This is a genomic window from Kriegella aquimaris (assembly GCF_900103215.1).
GTDB classification, from domain to species: Bacteria; Bacteroidota; Bacteroidia; order Flavobacteriales; family Flavobacteriaceae; genus Kriegella; species Kriegella aquimaris.
This window is the reverse complement of the sequence record NZ_FNGV01000007.1, coordinates 176,216-198,831: the sequence shown is the minus strand read 5'-3', so window position 1 is coordinate 198,831 and position 22,616 is coordinate 176,216. Positions and strand designations below refer to the sequence as shown.

Below are 22,616 nucleotides of genomic sequence, written 5' to 3'. Positions count from 1 at the left end.
AAATGAAACAAAAAATCAAACTAGTATTCACTTTAGGCATGCTAATATCCATTATGGGAATTTCACAAAATCCAATTGAGAAAGACCGATTAAAAGCCGAGGCCGAACGGTTTATAACGATTTACAATACAGGGGACACGTTGCAATATCACAGATTTTTAAGCACGATTTCCAGCGACGGGGAAACTGTCAAACGCACGCTACAAGGCCATAAAAACACGTATAACCTGTTAGGGAAAGTAGAAGTGAAAGATTGGGTGTATGTTTCTACCTCCAAAATGGATCTGATAGTAAAAGAAGGCAAATACGATACGTGGTGGAGGTTTATGATATCCACGGACGAAAACCAAAAGTTTTTGGAGCGAAAGATAATTCCCTTGCCGTTACCTGAAATTGGTCTGAAGTCTGGTAAATTGAAAAAAAAGGAACTACAGGCCGCGCTTGACGACTACATCACCCATAAGCTAGACAAAGGCTTTTCGGGAAATGTATTCATCTCAAAAAGTGATAAAACATTATATAACAAATCATTCGGAAAAGATACCAAAGGGAAGCCCAATACCCTGAACACCCAATTTAGCCTCGCTTCGGCGGGCAAGATGTTTACCGCAATAGCAATCTTACAGCTACAAGACCAGAAAAAATTGGATCTGGATAATACCGTCGTCACATTTTTACCCGATCTAAAGAACAATAAACTACATGCTATTACCTTGGCCCAATTGCTTACTCATACCTCGGGAATGGGCGATTTTTTCGAGAGTCCGTTATACGAAAAATTAAAGGACGACTTGGTATCCTCGAAAAGCTTTATGCCGTTTATAGAAGCCGACAAACTTCATTTTGCTCCAGGAACTGATTTACGCTATAGTAATACAGGATTTGGTCTATTAGGAATAATTATAGAAAAAATTAGCGGGCTAACTTTTCAAGAATATGTGGAGGAGAACATTTTTGAGCCATTAAAAATGAAGTATACCGCTGCCGGAACGGGTGCGGGTGGCGGCACATCAACAGTAGGCGACATACATCTGTTCCTAAGAGGTTTGAACAACGGCCAATTATTAGGCCCCAGCACCCAAAAATGTCTGTTCGATGAAACGGTAGATGGCCACTATGGTTACGGAACGGAGCACCACCTCATTGGTCATGAACATATCGTAGGCCATAGCGGCGGATTCATCAACGTTTGTGTGGAACTGAACCTTTACCCGAACACAAATCATATTGCCATCGTACTGTCAAACACCGAGCCTCCATTTGGGCATTTTCTTTCTAACAAAATCAAGGAATTGTTGGTAAGAAGACCAAATGTATCCATATAAAACGGCCACTGCTAGATTCAAGATTGCGAAGTCTAGTTTTTCATGAATTTTTACAAAGCCTAATGGCGAAGTACAATAAATGTCATAAGAATATTGCATAACGTTTGAATTTTTATCGGTGATTCTCACATTGTCAAAATCTAAATAGAAATTATTATGAAAGAATTTATTAAACTTAGTTTATTTCTTTGCCTATTTCTTTGCTCCAGAGGCGAGATACAAGGGCAAATGCCAGTTTCGGTCAAGGTTTACATTGATAGCGCTCTTCATATAATGCAATCCAAATCTTTATTTGGAAAGAACTTAAATTGGCATCAGATAAGAGATTCGGCATACGTAAAGGCAAAAGATGCCAAGACTTATAGCGAAGCCTTTCCGGCGATAGTATACGGATTTCAACAATTGAAAGACTATCATGGTATGGCAATGAATGAAACTTCTTCTTACAGATACCCGCCTCCCATAAATTTTGATGAGGTACTTGGTGAAGCTATAAAAAAGGAGTTTTTAAAAGGTCCAAGAATTGTGACCGAATATCTTGCAAATGATATAGGGTATCTTAGAATTCCTTCAATGAACATTACCAATCAAGAAGATATTGACCAAAGGGCAAAAATGTTAAGAGATTCATTGTGCAGTCTTCTTGAAAAGCGGCCTAAATCCTTGATTATTGACCTCCGAATGAATACGGGAGGGAATTCAGCCCCCATGATTACTGGGATAGAACCCTTGCTCACTGATACAATCTTAGGTTATGGGGTGGACAGGGACGGAAAGTTTCTAGCACCTTCTAAAATTAGAAAAGGAGTAGCCATTGATGAAAATGGTAACAAACTGGCGAATATACAAGAAAGTTGTTCCAATAAGGTTCATATTCCTATGGCCGTACTGATCGGGAAATCTACCATTAGTTCAGGAGAGATACTAGCAGTCTATCTCAAACAACAACCAAATGTTAAGGTCTTTGGCGAATCAACACCTGGTTTTTGCAGTGCGACTGAAGGTTTTTTATTTATGAAAAATCAAGGCTACCTTTTACTCAGTGTAAATAAAATTGCGGACGGAAAAAAATATGTCTACGAAGAGTTGTCCGTGAAGCCTGATGTCTATGTCAAAAGTAATGATGATTATGATAAGCTGCTGGATGACCCCACAATTTCTGCAGCCATAAAATGGTTAAAAAAATGAAAGAAATTACCTTTTTTAAAGCAAAAGAAAAATCTTAAAGTATACTGTGGAGCGTTTAATTTTTATACTGTCCAATTTTCAGGACTTCTTTTTTCTCTTTGTTCGATCCGGCAAAAGCAATCAAAAATATATCCTTCGTGCGCAATGACATTCTGGTATTCGATTGGTCGCCAGCCCATTAAATACCGTTCCATCATCGCTGATTGACAATGCAATGGGGTCTCTTTTCTTAGGGTACGGATGGGACACCAAAATATACTTTCCATTGCTTAATCTTAAACCCTAAAATTTTGATCGAGCATCAGGAAAATTATTAAACAGCTTATTTGTTCCTTAGGATTTTCGATTTGTTGTACTCATAATTCATCCGGGCGATATTAAGCACCGATATATCTTCAGGACATTCTACCTCGCAAGCTTCCGTATTGGTGCAATGCCCAAAACCTTCTTCCTCCATCTGATTGACCATAGCCACTACCCTTTTTCTTGTTTCTTTTTGACCTTGTGGCAAAAGTTCCAATTGGGTAATCTTAGCACTTGTAAACAATGCTGCACTCGAATTTTTACAGCTTGCCACACAGGCGCCGCATCCTATACATGCAGCAGAGTCAAAAGCAGCTTCTGCAATTTCGTTGGCAATTGGTATGGTATTGGCCTCCGGAGCTTGACCCGTATCTACAGATACATACCCTCCCGAGCTAATAATATTATCCAAGGAAGATCGATTGATTTTCAGGTCTCTTACTAAGGGGAAAGCGGATGCCTTAAAAGGTTCCACATATATGGTATCCCCATCGTTGAAAGAACGCATATGAAGCTGACAGGTAGTGGTGTTTTTTAAGGGACCATGGGCTATGCCGTTTATCATGACCCCACATTGGCCACAAATACCTTCTCTGCAATCGTGGTCGAACTCTACGGGGCGTTCCGCTTTCTTAACCAGTTTTATATTTAGCATGTCTAACATCTCCAGAAAAGACATTTCTTGATGAACATCATCCAAAGTATATTCTTTAAATCCTCCCTTGCTTTGGCTATTTTTTTGCCGCCATATTTTTAAGTGTATTTTCATCATCTTTTATTTATAGCTTCGCACGGAAGGTGTTACGGATTCAAAAATTAAGGTTTCCTTATTCAATATCGGTGTGGCGGGATTCTTGTTCCATTCCCAGGCGGATGAATAGGAAAAACGGGCATCGTCACGTTTGGCCTCACCTTCCTCTGTTTGATATTCTGTTCTGAAATGGGCTCCACAAGATTCTTCCCTTTGTAGGGCATCAATACACATAAGTTCTGCAATTTCCATATAATCCGCTACCCTACCGGCTTTCTCAAGTTCACTGTTCACTTCTGAAGCATCGCCGGGTACAATAAGGTTTTCCTTAAATTCTTTTCGTAATTCTCGGATGTTTTCAATAGCTTTTTCAAGACCTTCTCTAGAACGGGACAAACCACATTTATCATAAAGTTCGCTTCCCAGTAACTTATGGAATTCTTCGGCTGTTTTGTTGCCCTTTGTAGCGAGAAATTCTTCTAGCTGATTTTTAACCGCTTCTTCTGCCTTGTCAAATTCAGGATGATGGATATCTGTTTTTGGATTCTTAATTTCGTCTGCCAAGAAATTTTGCAGGGTATACGGCAAAACGAAATAGCCGTCAACGCAAGCTTGCAATAGGGAGTTAGCCCCTAGTCTGTTTGCTCCGTGATCCGAAAAATTAGCCTCCCCAATGGCAAAAAGCCCATGAATAGTGGTCATAAGTTCATAATCTACCCAAAGGCCTCCCATAGAGAAGTGGGCAGCGGGAGAAATTTTCATCGGCTCCAAGTAGGCATCTATACCGGTAATTTTCTTGTACATCGTAAATAAGTTGCCATAGCGTTCTTCGATAATATCCTTTCCATATTCTTTTAGGGCCCTTGAAAAATCGAGGTAAACTGCATTTTTCAATACACCAACGCCTTTTCCTTCGTCAATTTGTTCTTTGGCCGATCGAGATGCGATATCCCGTGGGGCAAGGTTTCCAAAAGCGGGGTATTTGCGTTCCAAATAATAATCGCGTTCTTCTTCGGGAATATCGTTGGCTTTTCGGGTATCATTTTTATCTCTTGGAACCCAAATTCTACCATCGTTTCTGAGTGACTCAGACATCAAAGTAAGTTTCGATTGGTATTCACCACTTTGTGGCAAACAGGTCGGGTGAATTTGTGTCCAACTCGGGTTGGCCATAAACGCTCCCTTTCTATGGGCCCGCCAAATTGCAGAAGCATTGCAGCCCATTGCCAAGGTCGACAGGTAATAGATTTTTCCAAAACCTCCGCTAGCCAGCACTACGGCATGCGCTCCGTGGCGCTCCATCTTTCCTGTATCCAAATTTCTGGCAATGATACCTTTGGCCTTGCCTTCAATGAGCACAAGATCTAACATTTCGTGTCTTGCATATAAGTTTACCTTACCGGTATTGACTTGTCGCATTAAAGCCTGATAAGAACCTAATAACAATTGTTGTCCCGTTTGGCCCCTTGCGTAAAAGGTTCGGGATACCTGTACACCGCCAAACGAGCGGTTTCTGAGGTAGCCACTATATTCTCTTGCAAACGGGACTCCTTGGGCAGTTGCCTGGTCTATTAAATTGGCCGAACATTCAGCAAGGCGGTAGGTATTTGCTTCCCGAGAGCGAAAATCGCCCCCTTTTAGGGTATCATAAAACATCCTGTACACACTATCCCCATCATTTTTATAGTTCTTCGCTGCATTTACTCCACCCTGTGCAGCTACAGAATGCGCCCTTCTCGGTGAATCTTGAAAGCAAAAACTCTTTACATTATAGCCCATCTCGGCAAGTGAAGCAGCCGCTGAAGCTCCTGCCAATCCCGTCCCCACCACAATAACTTCCAGTTTTTTTCGGTTATTGGGGCTTACCAATTTGGCCTCCTTTTTATAATTGCTCCACTTTTCACTAAGTGGCCCTTCCGGTATTTTTGCATTCAGATGATTTTCCATTGCGTCAGCCTTAGCGGTTTAGATAAATAAATATTGGTATTGCGATGTAACCCATGGTCATAATAATGGCGTATGCCATTCCTAAGAATTTTACTATTTTGGAATATAAAGGATGATATAGACCCAGTGTTCTATGCGCACTGAAGACGCCGTGCAGCAGATGATATCCTAGGGCAATGATGGCGATGACATACAAGATAACGTACCACAATTGGTCAAATGCCGCAATGACCAATGTGTATAAATCCTTATTTCCGTTTTTATCCACAGGAAGTTGTCCAAATTTAAAGTGGTACCAAAAATCTTTGAAATGAATAATCAAGAAGAGGAAAATTATACTTCCTAGAAACATCATATTTCGGGAATACCATTTACTTGCCCTTCCTCTTTTATCAATGGCATAGCGCGGCCCGTTAGCCTTTTTGCTTTTTAGGCTAAGGTAGATTGCATCTATGGTGTGCAATAGAATGCATATATAAAGGACAATGGCTATTACTTTTACTACGATATTGCCTGCCAATAAATGGCTATACCAATTATACTGTAACTTGGCTTCTTCTTCCGGCAATAAGAGTTGAAGATTCCCGAATAAATGAATGATAAGAAAAAACGAAAGGAAAAGACCTGTGAGTGCCATTAAATTCTTTCGGGTCAATGCGTTTTTAACGTACAACATACTTTATTTTTTGTTTACGATTGTTATTTCCCTATTTCCAGTCCTTTACACCATAACGGGGCAAGGCAAAAAATAATCAGCGCTATTACACTTCATAAAACCCATTTTCTGTCCAACTAACGAGTCCTAAATGACCAATTCTAAAAAGAATTGGTGCAGAATGGAGGCCGTATTGGTTGAAAGTTCTAAATATAACACCACAGAAACCCATAAACAAGGCCTGCATGGTAGGTCTTAAGCCTACAGCCTCATCAACTGAAAACATGGCAAAATTCATTAATGAACATATCGTTAAATATGATATATGTCATATTCATGTTTTTATATACTTAAATAGTGATTTCAAATTATGGAAGTGTTTGGCTAATAGACAAATAGCTATTGTATCTTCCTAGTGCGGGTAGTGATGGAATTCCATACGTTGATAAAAAATATTTGGAGTGGATGAAAAATAGTGTTTGGCTTCACTAATTTTTTTAATCTAATATTCCCATCGCAAAGATGATTCCAACAGGACGTTAACTAGCCCAATACCGTTGTCTTAACCGAAGGACAGAACTATTTCAGAAAAGAATATCCATTCAAGACCACTCAGATTGAAGGTCTAGATTTTTATAAATTTACGTAAATACAATATAGAATGCCGGCCTAAACTATTTTGACGTTTGTCCTATTGATTTTATCATCATTAGTAATGTGGAATATTTTAGTTGTCGAGATAGTCCTTGTTTTAAAAAAGGAATAAAATTAATAAGGAGACTTATTTTTAAAATTCAAGCTTAACAACTAAAAGTCGACCTCATCTCATTTTAACTCACAGATGTTTCACATAATCAGACATATCCAATTTATCCAAATCGGAGATTTTAATTTTCAGGACTTCTATTTTCTGTTTGGTCGATCCGGCAAAAGCGATCAATATATAGCCTTCGTGCTCAATGACATTCGGGTAATCGATTTGTCGTCCACCCATCAGATACCCCATTTTATTAAATACCATTCCATCATCACTGATCGACAATGCAATGGGGTCTCTTTTCTTAGGGTGCGGATTGGACACCAAAATATATTTTCCATTACTTAATCTTAAACCATGAAATTTTGATCGGGCATCCGGAAAATCAGTTTGTACCGGTTTAGACCAACTACGGCCATTATCAATAGAGAACGAACGATACAGATAACCACTTTGTCGGTTATCACGGAACATTGCCATAAGACTTTTTCCATCGGGTAGCACCCACCAATAAGGCTCTTCTGCCGACAATTCGCTGTTGGTTCCTAAAACAGGGAAAACCTCCCATTTATCCTTCCCTTCGATACCGCCCACCATAAAATCTACACCTTTATCCGTATAATCATAAGACCTTCGCGACATCATTAGTTCTCCCGATGGTATCTTCTTAGGCGGAAAATTATTGATCGCATTATCCATTATTAGACCATCATCTTTCCAAGTTTCACCGGTCTCATCCCATTTAAATGCCCTTAGCTCTAGACTGGGGCCAAAAAAACCTGCTGCCTCATCTAAAGATGCCAATGCCAGAAGTTCACCGTTATAGTGCCAAAAGCCCCTCGAAATCCAGCGCATTCCTTTAGGGTTTCTTGTATTGTAAAATTCTGAGGATGGGCCTGAATTTGGTGGATATGGGGTCATCATCTTAGGCATGGTCCATTTGATTCCATCAAGACTTGTGGCGTATTTTACCAATTGCCCCACTCGATCCTCGACACCGGGACCATCACTCCACATGAGCCAAAATTTATTTGCATGGAAGGTCAAATAGTTGTGCTGATTGACTCCCCCTTTTAAAGTATGGCCTGAAAAGGTATATTCTAAACTATCCCCGGCGTCTTGAACATTACTGACAACCACATGTTCATACGGAATTTTTGGCAGCAGGTCAAAATTGATATCATGTGGTTTATCAAACCAATCCCCTTGAAGCATCAGCGGAGATTCTGGGTTATTAGCCGCATTTGGATAATTTTCCGTTTTCACCTCTTGGCACCCAATAATCAAAAATAGCGATGTAAAAAACATGATACTAAAAACAGGTATTCTACTTAACTCTGTATTCATTTGCTCCCAATTATTCATATTCCGGAATTTACAGTTTTCATTTTTATTGCGTGTGAACCTAATTCAATTGATCTAATCAAAGCGAAGTAGCATATTTTGGTATAGTAAGGCGAACTTCAACTATCTTATTCAAATTTCTACGTTTATACGTTATCCATATTCAGGCCCAGCAATTAAATACTGGGTTCCTAATAGTCCAGAAGCTGGGTTCTCCTTTTGATACATCCGAATGAAATGTCTTTTTTTGCTAAATCCGATACCTTTCAAAAAACTAATTTGATCTTTTTTATCGGCAACAATGTCAAGAAGTACTGGTTGAGATTCTAGTTCATTTAGTGCTTTCAGAATTAAAACCTCACCAATCTCGGGGGAAGATGCCATTAGAGGCCCCATGTGATAATATTTGGAACCGCTCCTACCCAAAATAAAACCTTCAATTTTACCATTCTTCTCAACTACAAAAGATTTTTTTCGATTATTCGAGAAAAGAAACGCTATGAGCTCCTTTCGATTGGCACCAAAGGCGGTTTTATCATACGCAGATATATTGGCTATGTCTTTATATGTAATAAGTCGAATGTTTTCGTTATCAGGGGAATTTAATGTTTTCGAAGAAGCGCAGGTTGCTGTCATGCGCAGAATTTCATATTCCTCTTGAAAACCAAATTTTGCATACACTTTTTGACCGGCCGGGGTTGCATCGAGCTTGATTGATTGACTTGGTTTTATCCCTTTAATTATATTTGATAACAACGTTTTGCTAATGCCCCTACCCCTGTAGTTTTTATCGACCAATACCATGCCTATCCAAGTAACGTAGTCATAATTTAAAGCTGTTGCGGTACCGATGAGCCTATCGTTATCAAACACGCCGAGACACAAATTCTCCAGGTTTTCAATCAAAAAAGCCCAGTCATGTTCCGTTTGATTCCAGCTTTCATTGTCCGATAAGAGGATAGCTTTACTAACATCGTGCAGACCCAAGCGCCTTAACCTGAAAGTATCGCTCTCTTTACCCATGTCATTACAATTACTTACATACCAATCTTTGCATCCACATAACGAGACCGATTTTAGTGCTGCCCTAAATGATTTAAAGCCAACCAGGCCATCAAGCCGCCGCCAAGTTCCAATGCAGTTTCATCTATATTAAAAGTTGCGGTATGTAATCCGGAAGTAATATTTTCCGCTTCATTGCCCACACCCAAAAGATAAAAGCAAGCGGGTTGTTTTTCAGCATAATAGGCAAAGTCTTCAGCGGCCATCCATTGATCCAAAGACACCACATTGTCTTGCCCCACATAGGAAACTGCACTCGACTTCATTTCTTCGGTCAAGGCCTTGTCATTCTCAAGATACGGATATCCGTGATTGATGCGTAGTTCACATTTGCCGCCCATACCTTCGGCTATCGATGTTAACATGTGTTCCAGTTTCTTCAATGCTACTTTACGCCATTCCCTATCCATAGTTCTGAACGTTCCTTCTATGGTGACTTCATCGGGAATTATATTAATGGCGCCATTGGCACACACTTTACCAAAAGACAGTACAGAGGGTACTTTTGGTGATCCCATTCGACTGACCAATTGTTGGGCCGCTACGATAAGGTGCGACGCTATTAAAACAGGGTCGATGAAATGTTCGGGCATTGCCGCATGCCCTCCTTTTCCGGTTACTTTTATAAATAGCTCGTCCATACTGGCCATAAACTTTCCAGAACAAAAGCCCACCTTTCCCACCGGGATATTTGGCTGCACGTGCTGGCCAATATGCGGTACTATGCCTAATTCTTGATATTCGGTCTCTTTCATAACCAGGCTTGCCCCGCCCGGCATAACCTCTTCCCCTGGTTGGAATAGTAGTTTTACCGTTCCTTTGAACCGGTCCCGCAATTCAAACAGAATTTTGGCACAAAGCAAAAGGGAAGCGCTATGTACATCGTGTCCACAGGCATGCATTACCCCCGTGTTTTTTGAAGCATAGGATATCGAATTGGCCTCTTGGATCGGCAATGCATCCATATCGGCGCGCAACAGTAGCGTTTCACCTTGGGCATGACCGTGTACAGTGGCTAAAATTCCGGTCTCTGCTACCGAAACAAAGTCGGTAATACCAATATCTTGCAGTTGTTTTTTTATATGTGCCGAAGTTTTGAACTCTTGAAAAGAAAGTTCCGGATTTTGGTGTAAATACCTTCGTACTTCCACAAAATCGGGAGCATACTTTTGGGCCAATGTCTTTATATTTTCTTGTAAATTCACATGTATCTAGTTTTTTTCCACGGTCACAACAAGCGGATGGTTCAAGCGCTCTGAATAATAGAGCACCTCATCCTCAGGTTTCTCCGAGTCGGCATTGAATATAAAATAAGCATTTTTTTCATGGTATCTACTACCTTTGGGAATAGCCAAAATGGTATCGGCGACAAGAATCCGGTTCCAATAACGGCCATTACCCACCGACTTACTGATTTTAGTATACGGCTTATGTAGTGGTGATGTATTGCCATCAAGGTTCGTATTGTCATATTCAAGCCTAATGGAACCAAAACCATAGCCTTTGTCTTTATTATAGAATGCCAACCAAGGAGTGTCATCCGTAATGTGTTCTTTCTCTAAAACATCAAGTTCCTCATCGTACAGGCCTAAATTTATAATCGAATTATCGGGTTTGGCAAAAATGATATGGGTAAAAAGGCTATCCATAGTCATTTCATCATTCCTCAAAAGGCTTAACTCCACATCCTGGGTTACTGTCATGGTGGAAGAAAATTCAAAATAAGGAAGGCCGGCGTAAAATTTATATTTTCCCCTTACATTAATTTCCGGAACACTATCGGTCTCACCCGTGCGGATTTTTGTTACTGTATAAGGTCCGTTGCCCTTAACACTATTCTTTGATGATGGAGACAAACTTTCCATCGTATAGTAACGGTCTGAATCGCTTTTTGAAAAATTGGGTGCCCAATGAATGGGAGTCCTATGATTTCGATGCAGTAATTGATTGTTGAATCCTTTTAATTCTAAATTCAGTACTTGTCCTCCTCTTTTATCTTTATTTGTTCCAAAGTGGGCGGTATAATGTTCATTTTCAACAAATACGGCTTTTTCGGAATAATATAAATCACTTCTTAAAGTATCTTTTGCTTTATCATGCTTCTCAATACTGAATTTCTTTACTTCATGGGGATTCATAGCAACAGGAAAGACAATTCGTACCCCAGTCCCGTTCTCGTTTCTAATTGTATCCGTTGTTTGAACGGGAACAACAACACCATCGAGACCGACTGCAACCAAGCTCTCTGTAGGTTTCAAAATATGCCGTAGGGAAATGTCTGCCTGTACATATTCTAAATTTCGTTCTAATCCATTTTGTTCCGCAACAGAAATAGTAACTAATGTCGTTGGTTTCGTACAACCGGATGCTATAAGCAACAAAAAGACGATTATAGGATTGCCATATTTAAGAATTGCCAAGCTCATTTTTTATTTGCTGCCGATATTAAGATTTACCATATATTTTGTCCTCTTCAAAAGAATCGTCTTATAAGTTGTTCTTCCAACTTTCAATATTTTCCATAACAAAAGCATCATCGTTCAATTCTGGATATTCTTGATATACCCTGTCTATTTCCTCTTTTTGCCCGGGAGACATCTCTTCGTTCTCGTCAAGACACCATGTGCCTTCTAAAAGTCCTTGTCTACGGAGCACTTCATGGATTCCCGCGATACATCCCCTAAAATTGTTCTTGGCGTCGAAAAATGCGGCATTGGCGTCGGTTACCTTGATATTCTCGGTAAGCATTGCCCTGCTCATTTGGTTCCCCCCTTTTTTAATCTCCTTTACCGTTTTCAACAATTCGACCGCCTTTTGGGTCCAAACCGCCCAATGACCAAGCAGTCCGCCCACAATCTCTTTATTCACTATTCCCTTATCCGTCATTATTTGATAGGTGGTCAAAAGGTCGTTAACGATATTATCATCGTTGCCGGTGTAGATAGCAATATCATTGCATCGTGAAGACTTACAAACCGCCCTAACCACTTCGAGGGATTGATAGCGATTGAACGGAGCTATTTTAATGGCCTGCACGCTCGGAATCTCAGAAAAATCTTTCCAAAATTTTTCGCTAAGTACTTTTCCACCGACCGAAGGCTGTAGGTAAAACCCAAACAAGGGCATGTGTTTCCCGATTTCACGGGCACGGTCTAGTAAAGCGCTTTCAGACCAATCGCCCAGTCTATTTATGCTTACCAATACCAAATCATAACCCAATTTTTTTGCAATCAGCGCTTCCTTTACTGCCTGTTCGGATGGACCACTGACCCCTGCTACTTTTATAAATGGCCGCTTCGGTCCTATTTTAAAAACCTCGTCGGCGGCTACGGACAATACTTTTTCGAACAGATTTATCTTTGGATCTCTGATAGCGAACTGTGTGGTATGTACTGCTACGGCAATACCCCCTGCACCGGAGGCAACGTAATATCTGGTCAATAATCGTTGATGGAATTCATCAAAGTTCCTTTCCGAATCCAAGGCCAATGGATATGCCGGTATTACCGTGCCATTAAAAAGCAGTTCCTTTATTTCCGGTTTCAATTCTTGTTGCATACGTTTAAAAATTGCCTTTACGTTGTTGAAAATGAGTGGGTTTCCCTAAATCTTCCCCACCGTTCATGACCCAATGGGCCGTCCATTCTATGATTTCTTGGAGCTTTACCTTAGGCTTTCCAAAGAGTTCAAAAGAATAAGAGGCGTCGTTGAGTAGTGCGGTAGGTGCCGATGTGCCGGTGAATTCAACAGGTTTGTCCATCAATTCCCCAAATTTGCCGGCCAACCATTCGATGGAAATAACCTCTGGGCCCGTACAATTCAACTTTTGGGGAGGTGTCGTACAATGCCGTAAGGATCTCAGCGCATAACTATTGGCATCACCTTGCCAAATGACATTCACATAACCCGTGGTGATATCGATCGGTCTCTTATTGAATACCGATTTTGCTACCTCGCACAACACCCCATATCGAAGATCAACGGCATAATTCAATCGAAAAATTACCATCGGTGTATTATTTTTGATAGCAAAGTGTTCAAAAACTCTTTCCCTACCCAAACAAGATTGCGCATATTCCCCGATGGGGCTTGGTGCCACGCTTTCATTTGCCCCGGTACTTTCTACAGGCATAAACGGATAGATGTTGCCGCTTGAAAAGACCACGATTTTTGAATCTTTGTATTTTTCGGCGACCCTTCCTGGGAGGTAAGCGTTCATGGCCCAAGTAAAATGCTCGTTCCCGGAGGTGCCGAATTTATTACCCGCCATATAGATAACATTCTTGCAATCGGGCAAGCTCTGTAAAAAATTTTCATCCAACAGGTCTCCCGCTATAGTCTGCACTCCATAGGCCTCCAGTTCGTCCCTCATCGCTTTGTTCGAAAATCTCGAGGCACCTATTACTTTTTTATCAAGACCTCCTTCCTGAATCGCATTAATGGCCAATTTGGCCAGACTAGGACCCATTTTTCCTCCTAGGCCCAAGATCATAATATCACCTTCTACATTCCTTAGGTCATCGATAAGTTCTGGCGTGGTTTCCGCCAGTTTCACCTCAAGGTCATGTACATTTTGAATTTTCATTTATTTACAATTTGTATTAATCTAATCATTCCGTTTGGTAGGCAAAAAATAAATTTTGTCTATACCTGTTTTAGGTTTCCTATCTAAAAAATAAATAATCGATGCTATAAGCCGACATCAGTAAAAGAACGAGAATTCCCAAGGCCCCCATAAAGTTCGAATATTTTGAATTCCTTAATTCGAGGGACATTTTTTTGGAGTTTGCAAAAATCAGAATGATGACAGCGGCCAAAGGCACAATCATAATCGTTATCCCTTGGGCGAAAATGATGAGCTCCAACGGAAGTGCTCCAAAAATGTAGGCAACTACGGCCCCGATCAGCACCACTAAAATTATCATCAATCTGACTTTGAAGCTGCTCAAGTTGCTTTCGGAAAAAAAAGTATCCGCCAATATCACCCCACCGATCGTGGCATTGCCCACCATCGACGAAAATGACGCAGCAAAAAAACCGATCATAAAAACACTCGAAGTGAACGGTCCGAACAAGGGCTCCAACGCCATTCCCAGGTCAGACGCACTGCGTACCTCAATATTGTTTTGGTGAAGCACCGCCGAAGCACAAAGCATTACCAAAGTAGAAAGCAGTCCTAATACTATAATCCCGTTGCGACTTTCCCTCATGCAGTCTTTCACTTCGGTACGTTTCCATCCTTTTTCCCGTACCAAGTAAGACTGATAAAAGGCGCCTACAATGGAGAAACTCGATGCGGTCAAGGTAATAATGAGGTACTCGGATCCTTTAGGAACCGAGGGAATGAACCCTTTGAGTATCTCGGAAATATCGGGTGCCGCCATAATGATAGTGAGCAAAAAAGAAAGTAGCATAAGCGCCACCAACCCGATCATTAATTTTTCTAAAATTTTATAAAAAGATTTAAAAAATAACAGGAAAATAGCGGCCGAGGTAAATAGTATAATCCAAAGTATCAAGGATGTAGAAAAAAGTTCGGAAAAGGCGACAGCGGCGCCCACCGTATTACCGGCTTGAAAAGAGGCAGTTGTCAGAAAAATACCGATACCGACCATAAATGCAAGCGGCTTGCCCAATTCGTTCTTTATTCGTTCTATAAAAGAAACGGAGCTATCAAGTCCGATCCTGGCCGACATATTTGTAAATGCCGTCATCAATATAACTGTCAGTATCAATACCCAGAGCAACGAATATCCGAAACTGGCGCCCAACTTGGTATTTATTGTGAGGCTTCCCGGACCAAAGACCAGGGCCGCAGTAATAATGCCGGGACCGATTTTTTTTAAATACCTATTTAGTTTTGAGCCTTCCTTTTTTGGGGGAGTTGGCATATAATCTCATTTTAATATTAATATTATTCAGTTTCTAGATGACTATATCGATTGGGCATTTCACCAAATACCGACCTTCACTGAATTTAAAGTACCTCAACTTTACCTGGCACTGGTATACTATAGTTACCATCAGGGCCCGGCATAGAAGGCATCTCGGCATCCCAATTAAACTCTTTGGGTAAAATACTTTTTTTAGATTTTAAGGCTTCCTCAACCGTGATTATTTGCCCAGAGTGAATAGCCATTCTCCCTACAATAGTGGTCAAGGTAGACTTTGCTCCATAGTCCACTTGATTTAGCGGTTTATTATTGATTATCGAATTAATGAAGTCGGACTGACATTTTTGGGTCGGACCTACTGTCTCCTCTTGATCACGATACCTCCATATCGGTTCATTCGCCGTATTGTAAATCTCAGATTTTTCGTTGGCATAACCTTTTGTCCCTTGAATATGGAAACCGACCTTATTCCATGTATTATCCATAGTTTTGGACTGAACGTGTAACTTGATCTTATTGGAATATTCAAATTCTGCATAATGGTGGTCGTAGGTATTCCCTTGGTCGGGCCCATTAAACGATTGCCTTCCACCTAATCCTTGGGCTACCTCCGGATAATCGTTCATAAACCAATTTATCAAATCTATTTGATGAATGGTCTGCCCCGCCAATTGGCCTCCCCAAAGCCAAGTAAAATACCTCCAGTTTCTCACCTGATAATTCATTTCCGTCTGGCCCGGTTGCCGGGGATGTATTTTAGGTGCGCCTACATTGTAATACACATCTAAAGATGTTATATCTCCAATCATACCGCTATCGATTTGCTCTTTCATCTTCTGATAACCGTTTTCATAGCGCAGCTGAAGACCTACACCTAAATTCAGGTTCTTTTGCTTTGCCAATTCGTTGATTCCCATTACCTTATGATATCCAGGAATATCTACGAACAAAGGCTTTTCTATAAAAACATGTTTATCGGCTTTTACGGCAGCTTCAAGATGGAGCGGTCGAAACGGTGGCGGTGTGGCCAAAAGAACTACATCACAACTCTCGATAACCTTTTGATAGGCATCAAAACCTATGAACTTTTTGGAATCAGGAACCTCCACTTGATTTCCATAGGTATTCTTTAGATTCTGATAAGCACTGTTTAACCGATCTTCAAAAACTTCACCAAGGGCCACTAATTTTACCGCCTTTGATGTCTTAAGTGCTTCATGTGCCGCACCGGTTCCTCTACCACCACAGCCTACGAGACCAATACGTATTTCCTTTTGTTGGCCAGCACCAAAAGCCTTCATTGGAAAACTACTCAACAATGCTCCTCCTGCTATGGCAGTTGCCCCAGTCTTTACGAAATTCCTTCTTCCGTTATCCGTTTTTTTTCCGTTCATGATTAGTTGCTATTTTTTATTTATTAGGACACCTACTCCTTTTTTCTCTATTTTCCATTTTATCACTTGACCTAACCTTTATGGTTTTCTCAAATACAAAATCGAATTCTCTGAAAAGATACAATTTCCGATAGTTTTACCCTAGAAACCCAATTCATTTTCCCTTTATAAAACGAATTGTTACTCTCTAATAAATCAAGCCGACAGCTAAACAAACTCCCACCAAAACCATGGGCATAAGCGGAAGGTTTATCTATATTTCAACACAAACAAAGAAACTCCAATATGGTTTAAGACTGCATCGCAGACAAATTTCATTTTTCCTTCTTCTTACGAAGAAAAAGCTTTTTTATGCAAGTAAAAGTGAAAAGTGAATTTCATCGTTCCCATATACTAAGATTAAAGACCGGTGTATTGCTTTTGATACTCAAAAAAAAGAATAGCCTGTGTTGGGGGCTAACACCATTCAAAAACTGTTGCCATAAAGCGCTGCCTTCGAAAAACAATTATAGAGAAAATAAACTATGACTATTATTGCGGTATTTACGTTGAGCAAAGGATTTATAGATGCAATCTTAAAACTTATACTCACCTAATAACCTGATAATTACGTTGATATATTAGAAACAGAAATCGATACTTAACCATTGCCGGTGAACTACCACAATATCTTTTACTAGCCCCACCATCAACTTCTTTAATAGTGGGGTTAGTTCTATCTATCTTATTATTATTCGATCACTTCTAGCGGTGGTACGTTTCTTTCATAACCATCATAACCATAATTCTGGTTAATTACACCTAATGTATTAGCAGTAATTATTTTAGAGGGAATAGGCCAGAGTACATGGTAAGGTTCCATACCCGCTGTGTTACCCAGTAAAGTGACTTGCTTTTCATAGGTTTTATTATACTTCATTACGCGGTCATAATAAAAATTCTTGTCTCCGAAGCCACTGAGGCTATAACCATCTCTATTCTGCTGTGCTAGTATATATGACACTCTTACTAATTCTGAATGTCTAGGGGCTTCTGCAAAAAGCTCTCTTGCCCTTTCATCAAAAATAAAATCAAGCGTGACATCTCCCGCTGATATCGGTATCGCGTTCGCTCTTCTTCTTACCATGTTAATATCATCAGCAGCACTTGCCAATTGATCTTTCCAGTAATAGGCTTCAGCCCTGAGCAAATAAGCACCGGCCAACCTGAATAAGTACCAGTCGCCATTTCCTCCCATAGGTCTTGCCGTAGGGTCATCTTGGGGAACATACATAATATAATGCGGCATTGCATAAATATACTTAAACGTATCAATTGCTTGCGCGAAGTACTCTTCTTTAACCGGTGTTCCGAAATCTACAGAACTAGGATTATTGTACAATAATTCATGCTTATCGACCCAGTTAATATCGGCACGTCTTAAATCTTGTGTGTTTTCCCAAGTCTGTCCGCCATAATTCCATAACTTATATTGATAATGATGGGTGAGGCGCACATTACAATTTCCTCTGCCTAGCGAATCATACATAACCTGCCCACTACCGTCAATTGTCATACCGGGTGCACCCTGACTATCCAACACAGCTGGCTGGAACCACTGAGCGTTGTAATTACGCATCGTATATAATCCATCGGACCGTGCATCGGAAGGAGCTTCATACCTATCTACAACAGCAAGTATTGTTTCTCTATTTTCAGAAGAATTGAAGTTTTTGGGACGATGAAGATCCCAAATCAGATTTCGGTTTGTATCAGCTACATCAACACCAAATCTATCTTCCATTAATGAGTAAGGCCCTTCGATAACCTTGTCTATGCTTGTAATAGCTTGGTCAAACTTACTGTTTGCGAGATAAACCTTTGTCAACAAATAATTCGCAGCTCCTTTAGAGATATCTCCAGGACCCGCAACATCGGGTAGCCATTGTGCAGCAAATTCCAAATCTTCCTCCATTTGAGTTAGAATAGTCCATCTGCTGGTTGTCTGAAAATCAAGCTTTTCGCCCGTAATTTCCTCATTTACATAAGGAACATCTCCATAGGTATTTACCAATCGATAATACCAATATGATTTGTGCCATAGGGCTTCCGCTAAAATTGCATTACGGTCGTCCTGACTATCCCACTCAATATCATCGATTCTCGATATAGCAACATTTGCATTCTTGATATGACCGAATGTTTCTGTGAAAAAATCTAAAAAAGGATAATATTGCGATTGATTCGGCGTAAGCTTATGGAAATCAAGTTGAGACCAAGGAGACGCTAAATCAGAAGCTGAATACTCAGCAGCTATAGAATTCAAATATCCGGTATTTTCACTTTTCAAAGCCTTTCTCAACGTATAAAGCATTGACTCAAACCCTTCCTTATCAACATACACATTTTCAGGGCTGAAAAAAGATAAAGGTTTTGGCTCTAACCAATCTTTCGAACATGAGGTGATCATGACAAACATAACCAAACCTAATATTGCAAGTTGTTTTTGTATTTTATTCATCTTTAAGGTTATTTAAGGTTATTATAATGTTATACTAAATCCTAATGAATATGTCTTTGTCAACGGATTGTTCAGCGATTCTGGATCCCATCCCGGCCATTTGGAAAAAGTGTATATATTGTGTCCAGAGAAAAATATTCTGGCATTAGACATACCATTACGCTCCATAAAAGCAGAAGGTACGTTGTATGACAAGGTCAAATCTTGTACCCTTACAAAAGAATTTGGTTTATATATTTGAATTCCACCACCATACACTGTTGTATTGGTAATCAAACGCGGATAATCATTTATTGGATTGTCTGCTGTCCAATAGGGAATATTCACTTCATTTCTTCTATCATAAGTATCGCTACCCCCATTTCGAAGCGCATAAGAGAATGCTCCTAGTTGACCAAATTCACCTCTTAGAAAAATTGAAGCAGAAAAGTGTTTTAAGAAATTAAACTGATTTCTCATTCCCAGTCTAAACCGAGGTTCTGTGTACCCAATAAACTGTTTATCGGTTAATTCATCATAGGTTCCGTCACCATCAATATCTTCGACTTTCCAGTCTCCTGGCTCTAATCCAACAGCAGCAGCGCCGGCAGCCTCATCAACTTGCCAAATTCCCAAGGTTTTATAATCCCAAACAGCATCTATAGCTTGACCTGGAAACCATTCATTTGTATAATCGGGCAATTCAACACCATTTTCATCAAAATTGCTGAATAATTTATTAATCTTATTTCGGTTAAGAGCAAAAGTAAGATCCGTTTTCCATGTTAAATTCTCATTGCTGATATTAACTGTATTCAGCGTCATTTCTACACCACTGTTCTGTAACTCACCAAGGTTCGATAAAATCGAAGAATACCCGGTAATTTCAGGTAATTTTCGCTCCATCAGAAGATCTACTGTTTTCATGAAATAGACATCAGCGGCAAAATTTATACGGTTATTGAACATGCCCATGTCAAGACCAAAATTGAGCGATTCCGTTTTCTCCCAACGCAAAGACTTATTAGCTAAAGTACTGTTGTATACACCAACCTGGGTATTGGTTCCATCATAATAAATATCTGATTGTGTTTGAGCCAATGAGCCATAAATATCGATATCGCGGTTACCGTTTATTCCCCAAGACGCTCGGAGTTTCATTTGATTTATTTGGTCAACATTAAAAAAACCTTCATCAGAAACTTTCCATGCCAGCGCTACAGCGGGAAAGACAGCTCTTGGATTTTCTTGTCCGAATGCAGAGTACCCGTCTCTTCTCACAGACGCTGTTAGAAGATATTTATCATTAAAGACATAATTTAATCGTGCCATTGATGCATCAGCAGTAGATTCTTTGTCGTTCGTGCTTACCGCAGGATTTACGCCATATTGAAGGCCATTATAACCAAGGTTTTGATTTGGTGTAAATTGCTCATTCTGTAAATAAGAATAGGTGGACTTATTTTGCTCTGCACTTTGCAATAATGTTAAATCGAAAGAATGTGCTCCATATGTCTTCTTCCATGTAATTATATTATCCAATATCCAGTTAAAGGAATTATACTCTTCCCTTGTTGCATACCCACTTTGACCACCTTGTATTGTTTCAGACGACCAAAAATTGTAATCTCCCGAAAATTCAAATCTAGGTTGGAAAGATAATTTATACTTAATACCGAATGGTAATTGAATATTTGTATATAAGGTACTAAATAACGAGTTAATTTTATTGGAACGATCTTGTCCGTAATATTCAAGTAAAGGATTCGCAACGGTAAAGTCATTGGGGTATCTTTTTATGGTTCCATCGTCATTATATTCCGACCCATAAGGACTCATCCGATACATATCGCCTAAATCAGCTGCAACCGAACTTTCATCCCGATTTGTGAATTGTGTGTTCATCCCAATATCCATCCATTTTGTAGGCTTGAAGTTTAAATTCAAACGTGTTGTCAAGGCAGAATAGTCATCACCGAGAACAATACCTTCATTTTCCATGTAGCCCATAGACCAGAAATAGGTAAACTCATCAGTTCCTCCATTGATACTCAAATCATATTTTAGCTGAACAGCTCCCTTGCGTATAACTTTATCATACCAATCAACTGATTTTCCGTTGATATAGTTTTCCATTTCAACAGGGAAAAATGTAAGTCTTGTCAACCATTCCCTAGTATTATCGGCATTGGGATTATTACTCGCACCTCTCCATTGGTCAAGGCTTACCCCGGTTGGCAACTGGTTTGGGTTGTCATAATAAAAAGAAGGCGAACTCGTATCAAGCGCTCTCTTCACATCTTGTCGAAACGTAAGGTATTGACCGGCATCGTTAGGGGCAAATTTATTGGTTGTACTTACTACTCCAACCTGTGATGTGAAATTGATGCTGGTTTTCCCTTTGGTTCCACCTTTCGTTGTAATCAAAATTACACCCGAAGATGCCCTAGATCCATAAACAGCTGCAGAACTAGCATCTTTCAAGATATCAATTGATTTAACATCGGAAGGGTTTATATCACGAAGACTTCCATTGTAAATAGAACCATCGACAACGATCATCGGTTGGGTCGATGCATTCAATGAATTGGCCCCCCTTACTTCAATCGCTCCTCCTCCGGCAGCAGTGGTCCCTTGAGTCATGTTCAGCCCCGCGACAGTACCTTGTAGCATATCGGTAATTTGCGTCATATGTTGATCTTTGTAGGTATCGGAACTTACATTTGCTACCGATCCGGTAAGGTCACTTTTTTTCATGGTACCGTAACCTACTACTACTACTTCATCTAGACTATTAGCATCTTCTTCTAAAGCAATGTCTAAGGAAGTTTGGTTTGTTACTTCAATTTCTTTAGTCACAAAGCCCAAATAAGACACTAGAAGCGTAGCGTTCTGATTTTCTAATTGAATTGAAAAATTCCCATCAAAATCTGTTTGTGTACCATTCGTTGTTCCCTTTTCAAGAATGTTGGCACCAGGTAATGGTTGTCCGTTTTGATCAACTACAGTACCGCTTATCTGCTGCTGTGGAACTTTTTCAGAAACAACAACATTTGGTGTAGCACTAAAAACGTTTGTAAAACACAAAAGAATAAAGGCTCTCATCACGTTCATTAGCACCTTCCTTCTCAAACAAACAAATGCATAATTTAATTTAATTTTCATAGTTTTTTTTATTAGTTAGTTAATCGCTCAAGCAAAAAAAAAGGAAAAAGGGTATAGCTTAATACTTCTTAATTGCGGAACTCATAGGACCTATTTCAATATGCGCTTTAGAAAAACAACATACCCCAAGTCAGTTCGTGTATACTCGTTAACCCGTTCAGGTATTAATCAATGTTGTCCTAAGTGGCAAACTTCTTATTCGGAAGTTCACCAACTACCCAGAACATATCGGAATATCATCACCATCATCATAAAAATATCGAGCATTAACCAAGGTATTCAACCAGTTAAGTTCATTATCCATATAATCAGTTTATTTGCTTTACTTAATTCTGTTATACTAAAAAAAATC

At 39.8% G+C, this 22,616-nt stretch carries 17 protein-coding genes; 2 read left to right on the top strand and 15 right to left on the bottom strand.

All coding sequences use genetic code 11. The features are described 5' to 3' along the window. Positions 1–2 precede the first annotated feature (2 nt). Both BLS33_RS14885 and BLS33_RS14880 read left to right on the top strand, forming a co-directional pair. A complete protein-coding gene (locus BLS33_RS14885; RefSeq protein ID WP_089890942.1) occupies positions 3–1,325 on the top strand; it encodes a serine hydrolase domain-containing protein in 1,323 nt (440 codons plus the stop codon). A 156-nt stretch (positions 1,326–1,481) separates the two neighbouring features. Further along, entirely contained in the window at positions 1,482–2,513 is a 1,032-nt protein-coding gene (locus BLS33_RS14880; protein WP_089890936.1) for a S41 family peptidase, read from the top strand. A gap of 62 nt (positions 2,514–2,575) precedes the next feature. Here the strand turns inward: BLS33_RS14880 and BLS33_RS24660 are convergent, their stop codons facing one another. The 15 genes from BLS33_RS24660 to BLS33_RS14810 form a co-directional block, all read right to left on the bottom strand. Next, entirely contained in the window at positions 2,576–2,779 is a 204-nt protein-coding gene (locus BLS33_RS24660) for a hypothetical protein (RefSeq protein ID WP_143017624.1), read from the bottom strand. Positions 2,780–2,835: 56 nt separating this feature from the next. Further along, entirely contained in the window at positions 2,836–3,585 is a 750-nt protein-coding gene (locus tag BLS33_RS14875) for a succinate dehydrogenase/fumarate reductase iron-sulfur subunit (RefSeq protein ID WP_089891191.1), read from the bottom strand. Between the two features lie 6 nt (positions 3,586–3,591). Further along, positions 3,592–5,514: a fumarate reductase/succinate dehydrogenase flavoprotein subunit gene (locus BLS33_RS14870; RefSeq protein WP_089890934.1), complete on the bottom strand. Its 1,923-nt coding sequence runs from the start codon at positions 5,512–5,514 to the stop codon at positions 3,592–3,594. 10 nt (positions 5,515–5,524) lie between these two features. Further along, positions 5,525–6,190 (bottom strand): succinate dehydrogenase cytochrome b subunit, encoded by a 666-nt coding sequence (locus BLS33_RS14865; protein WP_089890933.1) that lies wholly within the window; start codon positions 6,188–6,190, stop codon positions 5,525–5,527. Between the two features lie 85 nt (positions 6,191–6,275). Beyond that, on the bottom strand, positions 6,276–6,455 hold the full coding sequence (locus BLS33_RS14860) for a hypothetical protein (protein ID WP_176801400.1): 180 nt from the start codon (positions 6,453–6,455) through the stop codon (positions 6,276–6,278). A 549-nt stretch (positions 6,456–7,004) separates the two neighbouring features. After that, complete coding sequence (locus BLS33_RS14855; protein ID WP_218129566.1) at positions 7,005–8,291, bottom strand: exo-alpha-sialidase; 1,287 nt, start codon at positions 8,289–8,291, stop codon at positions 7,005–7,007. Between the two features lie 132 nt (positions 8,292–8,423). Beyond that, positions 8,424–9,293: a GNAT family N-acetyltransferase gene (locus tag BLS33_RS14850; RefSeq protein WP_089890925.1), complete on the bottom strand. Its 870-nt coding sequence runs from the start codon at positions 9,291–9,293 to the stop codon at positions 8,424–8,426. Between the two features lie 53 nt (positions 9,294–9,346). Next, the gene (locus BLS33_RS14845) at positions 9,347–10,537 is read right to left on the bottom strand and encodes a M20 metallopeptidase family protein (RefSeq protein ID WP_089890923.1); all 1,191 of its coding nucleotides are present in this window, start codon (positions 10,535–10,537) and stop codon (positions 9,347–9,349) included. A 6-nt stretch (positions 10,538–10,543) separates the two neighbouring features. Further along, positions 10,544–11,758 (bottom strand): hypothetical protein, encoded by a 1,215-nt coding sequence (locus BLS33_RS14840; RefSeq protein ID WP_089890919.1) that lies wholly within the window; start codon positions 11,756–11,758, stop codon positions 10,544–10,546. 61 nt (positions 11,759–11,819) lie between these two features. Continuing rightward, positions 11,820–12,890: a dihydrodipicolinate synthase family protein gene (locus tag BLS33_RS14835; RefSeq protein ID WP_089890915.1), complete on the bottom strand. Its 1,071-nt coding sequence runs from the start codon at positions 12,888–12,890 to the stop codon at positions 11,820–11,822. A gap of 4 nt (positions 12,891–12,894) precedes the next feature. Then, on the bottom strand, positions 12,895–13,917 hold the full coding sequence (locus tag BLS33_RS14830) for an NAD-dependent epimerase/dehydratase family protein (RefSeq protein ID WP_089890911.1): 1,023 nt from the start codon (positions 13,915–13,917) through the stop codon (positions 12,895–12,897). A 79-nt stretch (positions 13,918–13,996) separates the two neighbouring features. Beyond that, positions 13,997–15,223: an Nramp family divalent metal transporter gene (locus BLS33_RS14825; protein ID WP_089890908.1), complete on the bottom strand. Its 1,227-nt coding sequence runs from the start codon at positions 15,221–15,223 to the stop codon at positions 13,997–13,999. A gap of 86 nt (positions 15,224–15,309) precedes the next feature. Further along, complete coding sequence (locus tag BLS33_RS14820) at positions 15,310–16,620, bottom strand: Gfo/Idh/MocA family protein (RefSeq protein ID WP_089890904.1); 1,311 nt, start codon at positions 16,618–16,620, stop codon at positions 15,310–15,312. Positions 16,621–17,350: 730 nt separating this feature from the next. Further along, positions 17,351–19,120: a RagB/SusD family nutrient uptake outer membrane protein gene (locus tag BLS33_RS14815; protein ID WP_176801399.1), complete on the bottom strand. Its 1,770-nt coding sequence runs from the start codon at positions 19,118–19,120 to the stop codon at positions 17,351–17,353. Positions 19,121–19,141: 21 nt separating this feature from the next. Next, the gene (locus BLS33_RS14810) at positions 19,142–22,264 is read right to left on the bottom strand and encodes a SusC/RagA family TonB-linked outer membrane protein (RefSeq protein ID WP_089890901.1); all 3,123 of its coding nucleotides are present in this window, start codon (positions 22,262–22,264) and stop codon (positions 19,142–19,144) included. Between the last annotated feature and the right edge of the window lie 352 nt (positions 22,265–22,616).

Bases quoted from the DNA above. Each gene is read 5' to 3' on its own strand.
- BLS33_RS14885 (WP_089890942.1), top strand. From the start codon at position 3: ATGAAACAAAAAATCAAACTAGTATTCACTTTAGGCATGCTAATATCC.
- BLS33_RS14880 (WP_089890936.1), top strand. From the start codon at position 1,482: ATGAAAGAATTTATTAAACTTAGTTTATTTCTTTGCCTATTTCTTTGC.
- BLS33_RS24660 (WP_143017624.1), bottom strand. From the start codon at position 2,779: ATGGAAAGTATATTTTGGTGTCCCATCCGTACCCTAAGAAAAGAGACC.
- BLS33_RS14875 (WP_089891191.1), bottom strand. From the start codon at position 3,585: ATGAAAATACACTTAAAAATATGGCGGCAAAAAAATAGCCAAAGCAAG.
- BLS33_RS14870 (WP_089890934.1), bottom strand. From the start codon at position 5,514: ATGGAAAATCATCTGAATGCAAAAATACCGGAAGGGCCACTTAGTGAA.
- BLS33_RS14865 (WP_089890933.1), bottom strand. From the start codon at position 6,190: ATGTTGTACGTTAAAAACGCATTGACCCGAAAGAATTTAATGGCACTC.
- BLS33_RS14860 (WP_176801400.1), bottom strand. From the start codon at position 6,455: ATGTTTTCAGTTGATGAGGCTGTAGGCTTAAGACCTACCATGCAGGCC.
- BLS33_RS14855 (WP_218129566.1), bottom strand. From the start codon at position 8,291: ATGAATAATTGGGAGCAAATGAATACAGAGTTAAGTAGAATACCTGTT.
- BLS33_RS14850 (WP_089890925.1), bottom strand. From the start codon at position 9,293: ATGGGTAAAGAGAGCGATACTTTCAGGTTAAGGCGCTTGGGTCTGCAC.
- BLS33_RS14840 (WP_089890919.1), bottom strand. From the start codon at position 11,758: ATGAGCTTGGCAATTCTTAAATATGGCAATCCTATAATCGTCTTTTTG.
- BLS33_RS14835 (WP_089890915.1), bottom strand. From the start codon at position 12,890: ATGCAACAAGAATTGAAACCGGAAATAAAGGAACTGCTTTTTAATGGC.
- BLS33_RS14830 (WP_089890911.1), bottom strand. From the start codon at position 13,917: ATGAAAATTCAAAATGTACATGACCTTGAGGTGAAACTGGCGGAAACC.
- BLS33_RS14825 (WP_089890908.1), bottom strand. From the start codon at position 15,223: ATGCCAACTCCCCCAAAAAAGGAAGGCTCAAAACTAAATAGGTATTTA.
- BLS33_RS14820 (WP_089890904.1), bottom strand. From the start codon at position 16,620: ATGAACGGAAAAAAAACGGATAACGGAAGAAGGAATTTCGTAAAGACT.
- BLS33_RS14815 (WP_176801399.1), bottom strand. From the start codon at position 19,120: ATGAATAAAATACAAAAACAACTTGCAATATTAGGTTTGGTTATGTTT.
- BLS33_RS14810 (WP_089890901.1), bottom strand. From the start codon at position 22,264: ATGAAAATTAAATTAAATTATGCATTTGTTTGTTTGAGAAGGAAGGTG.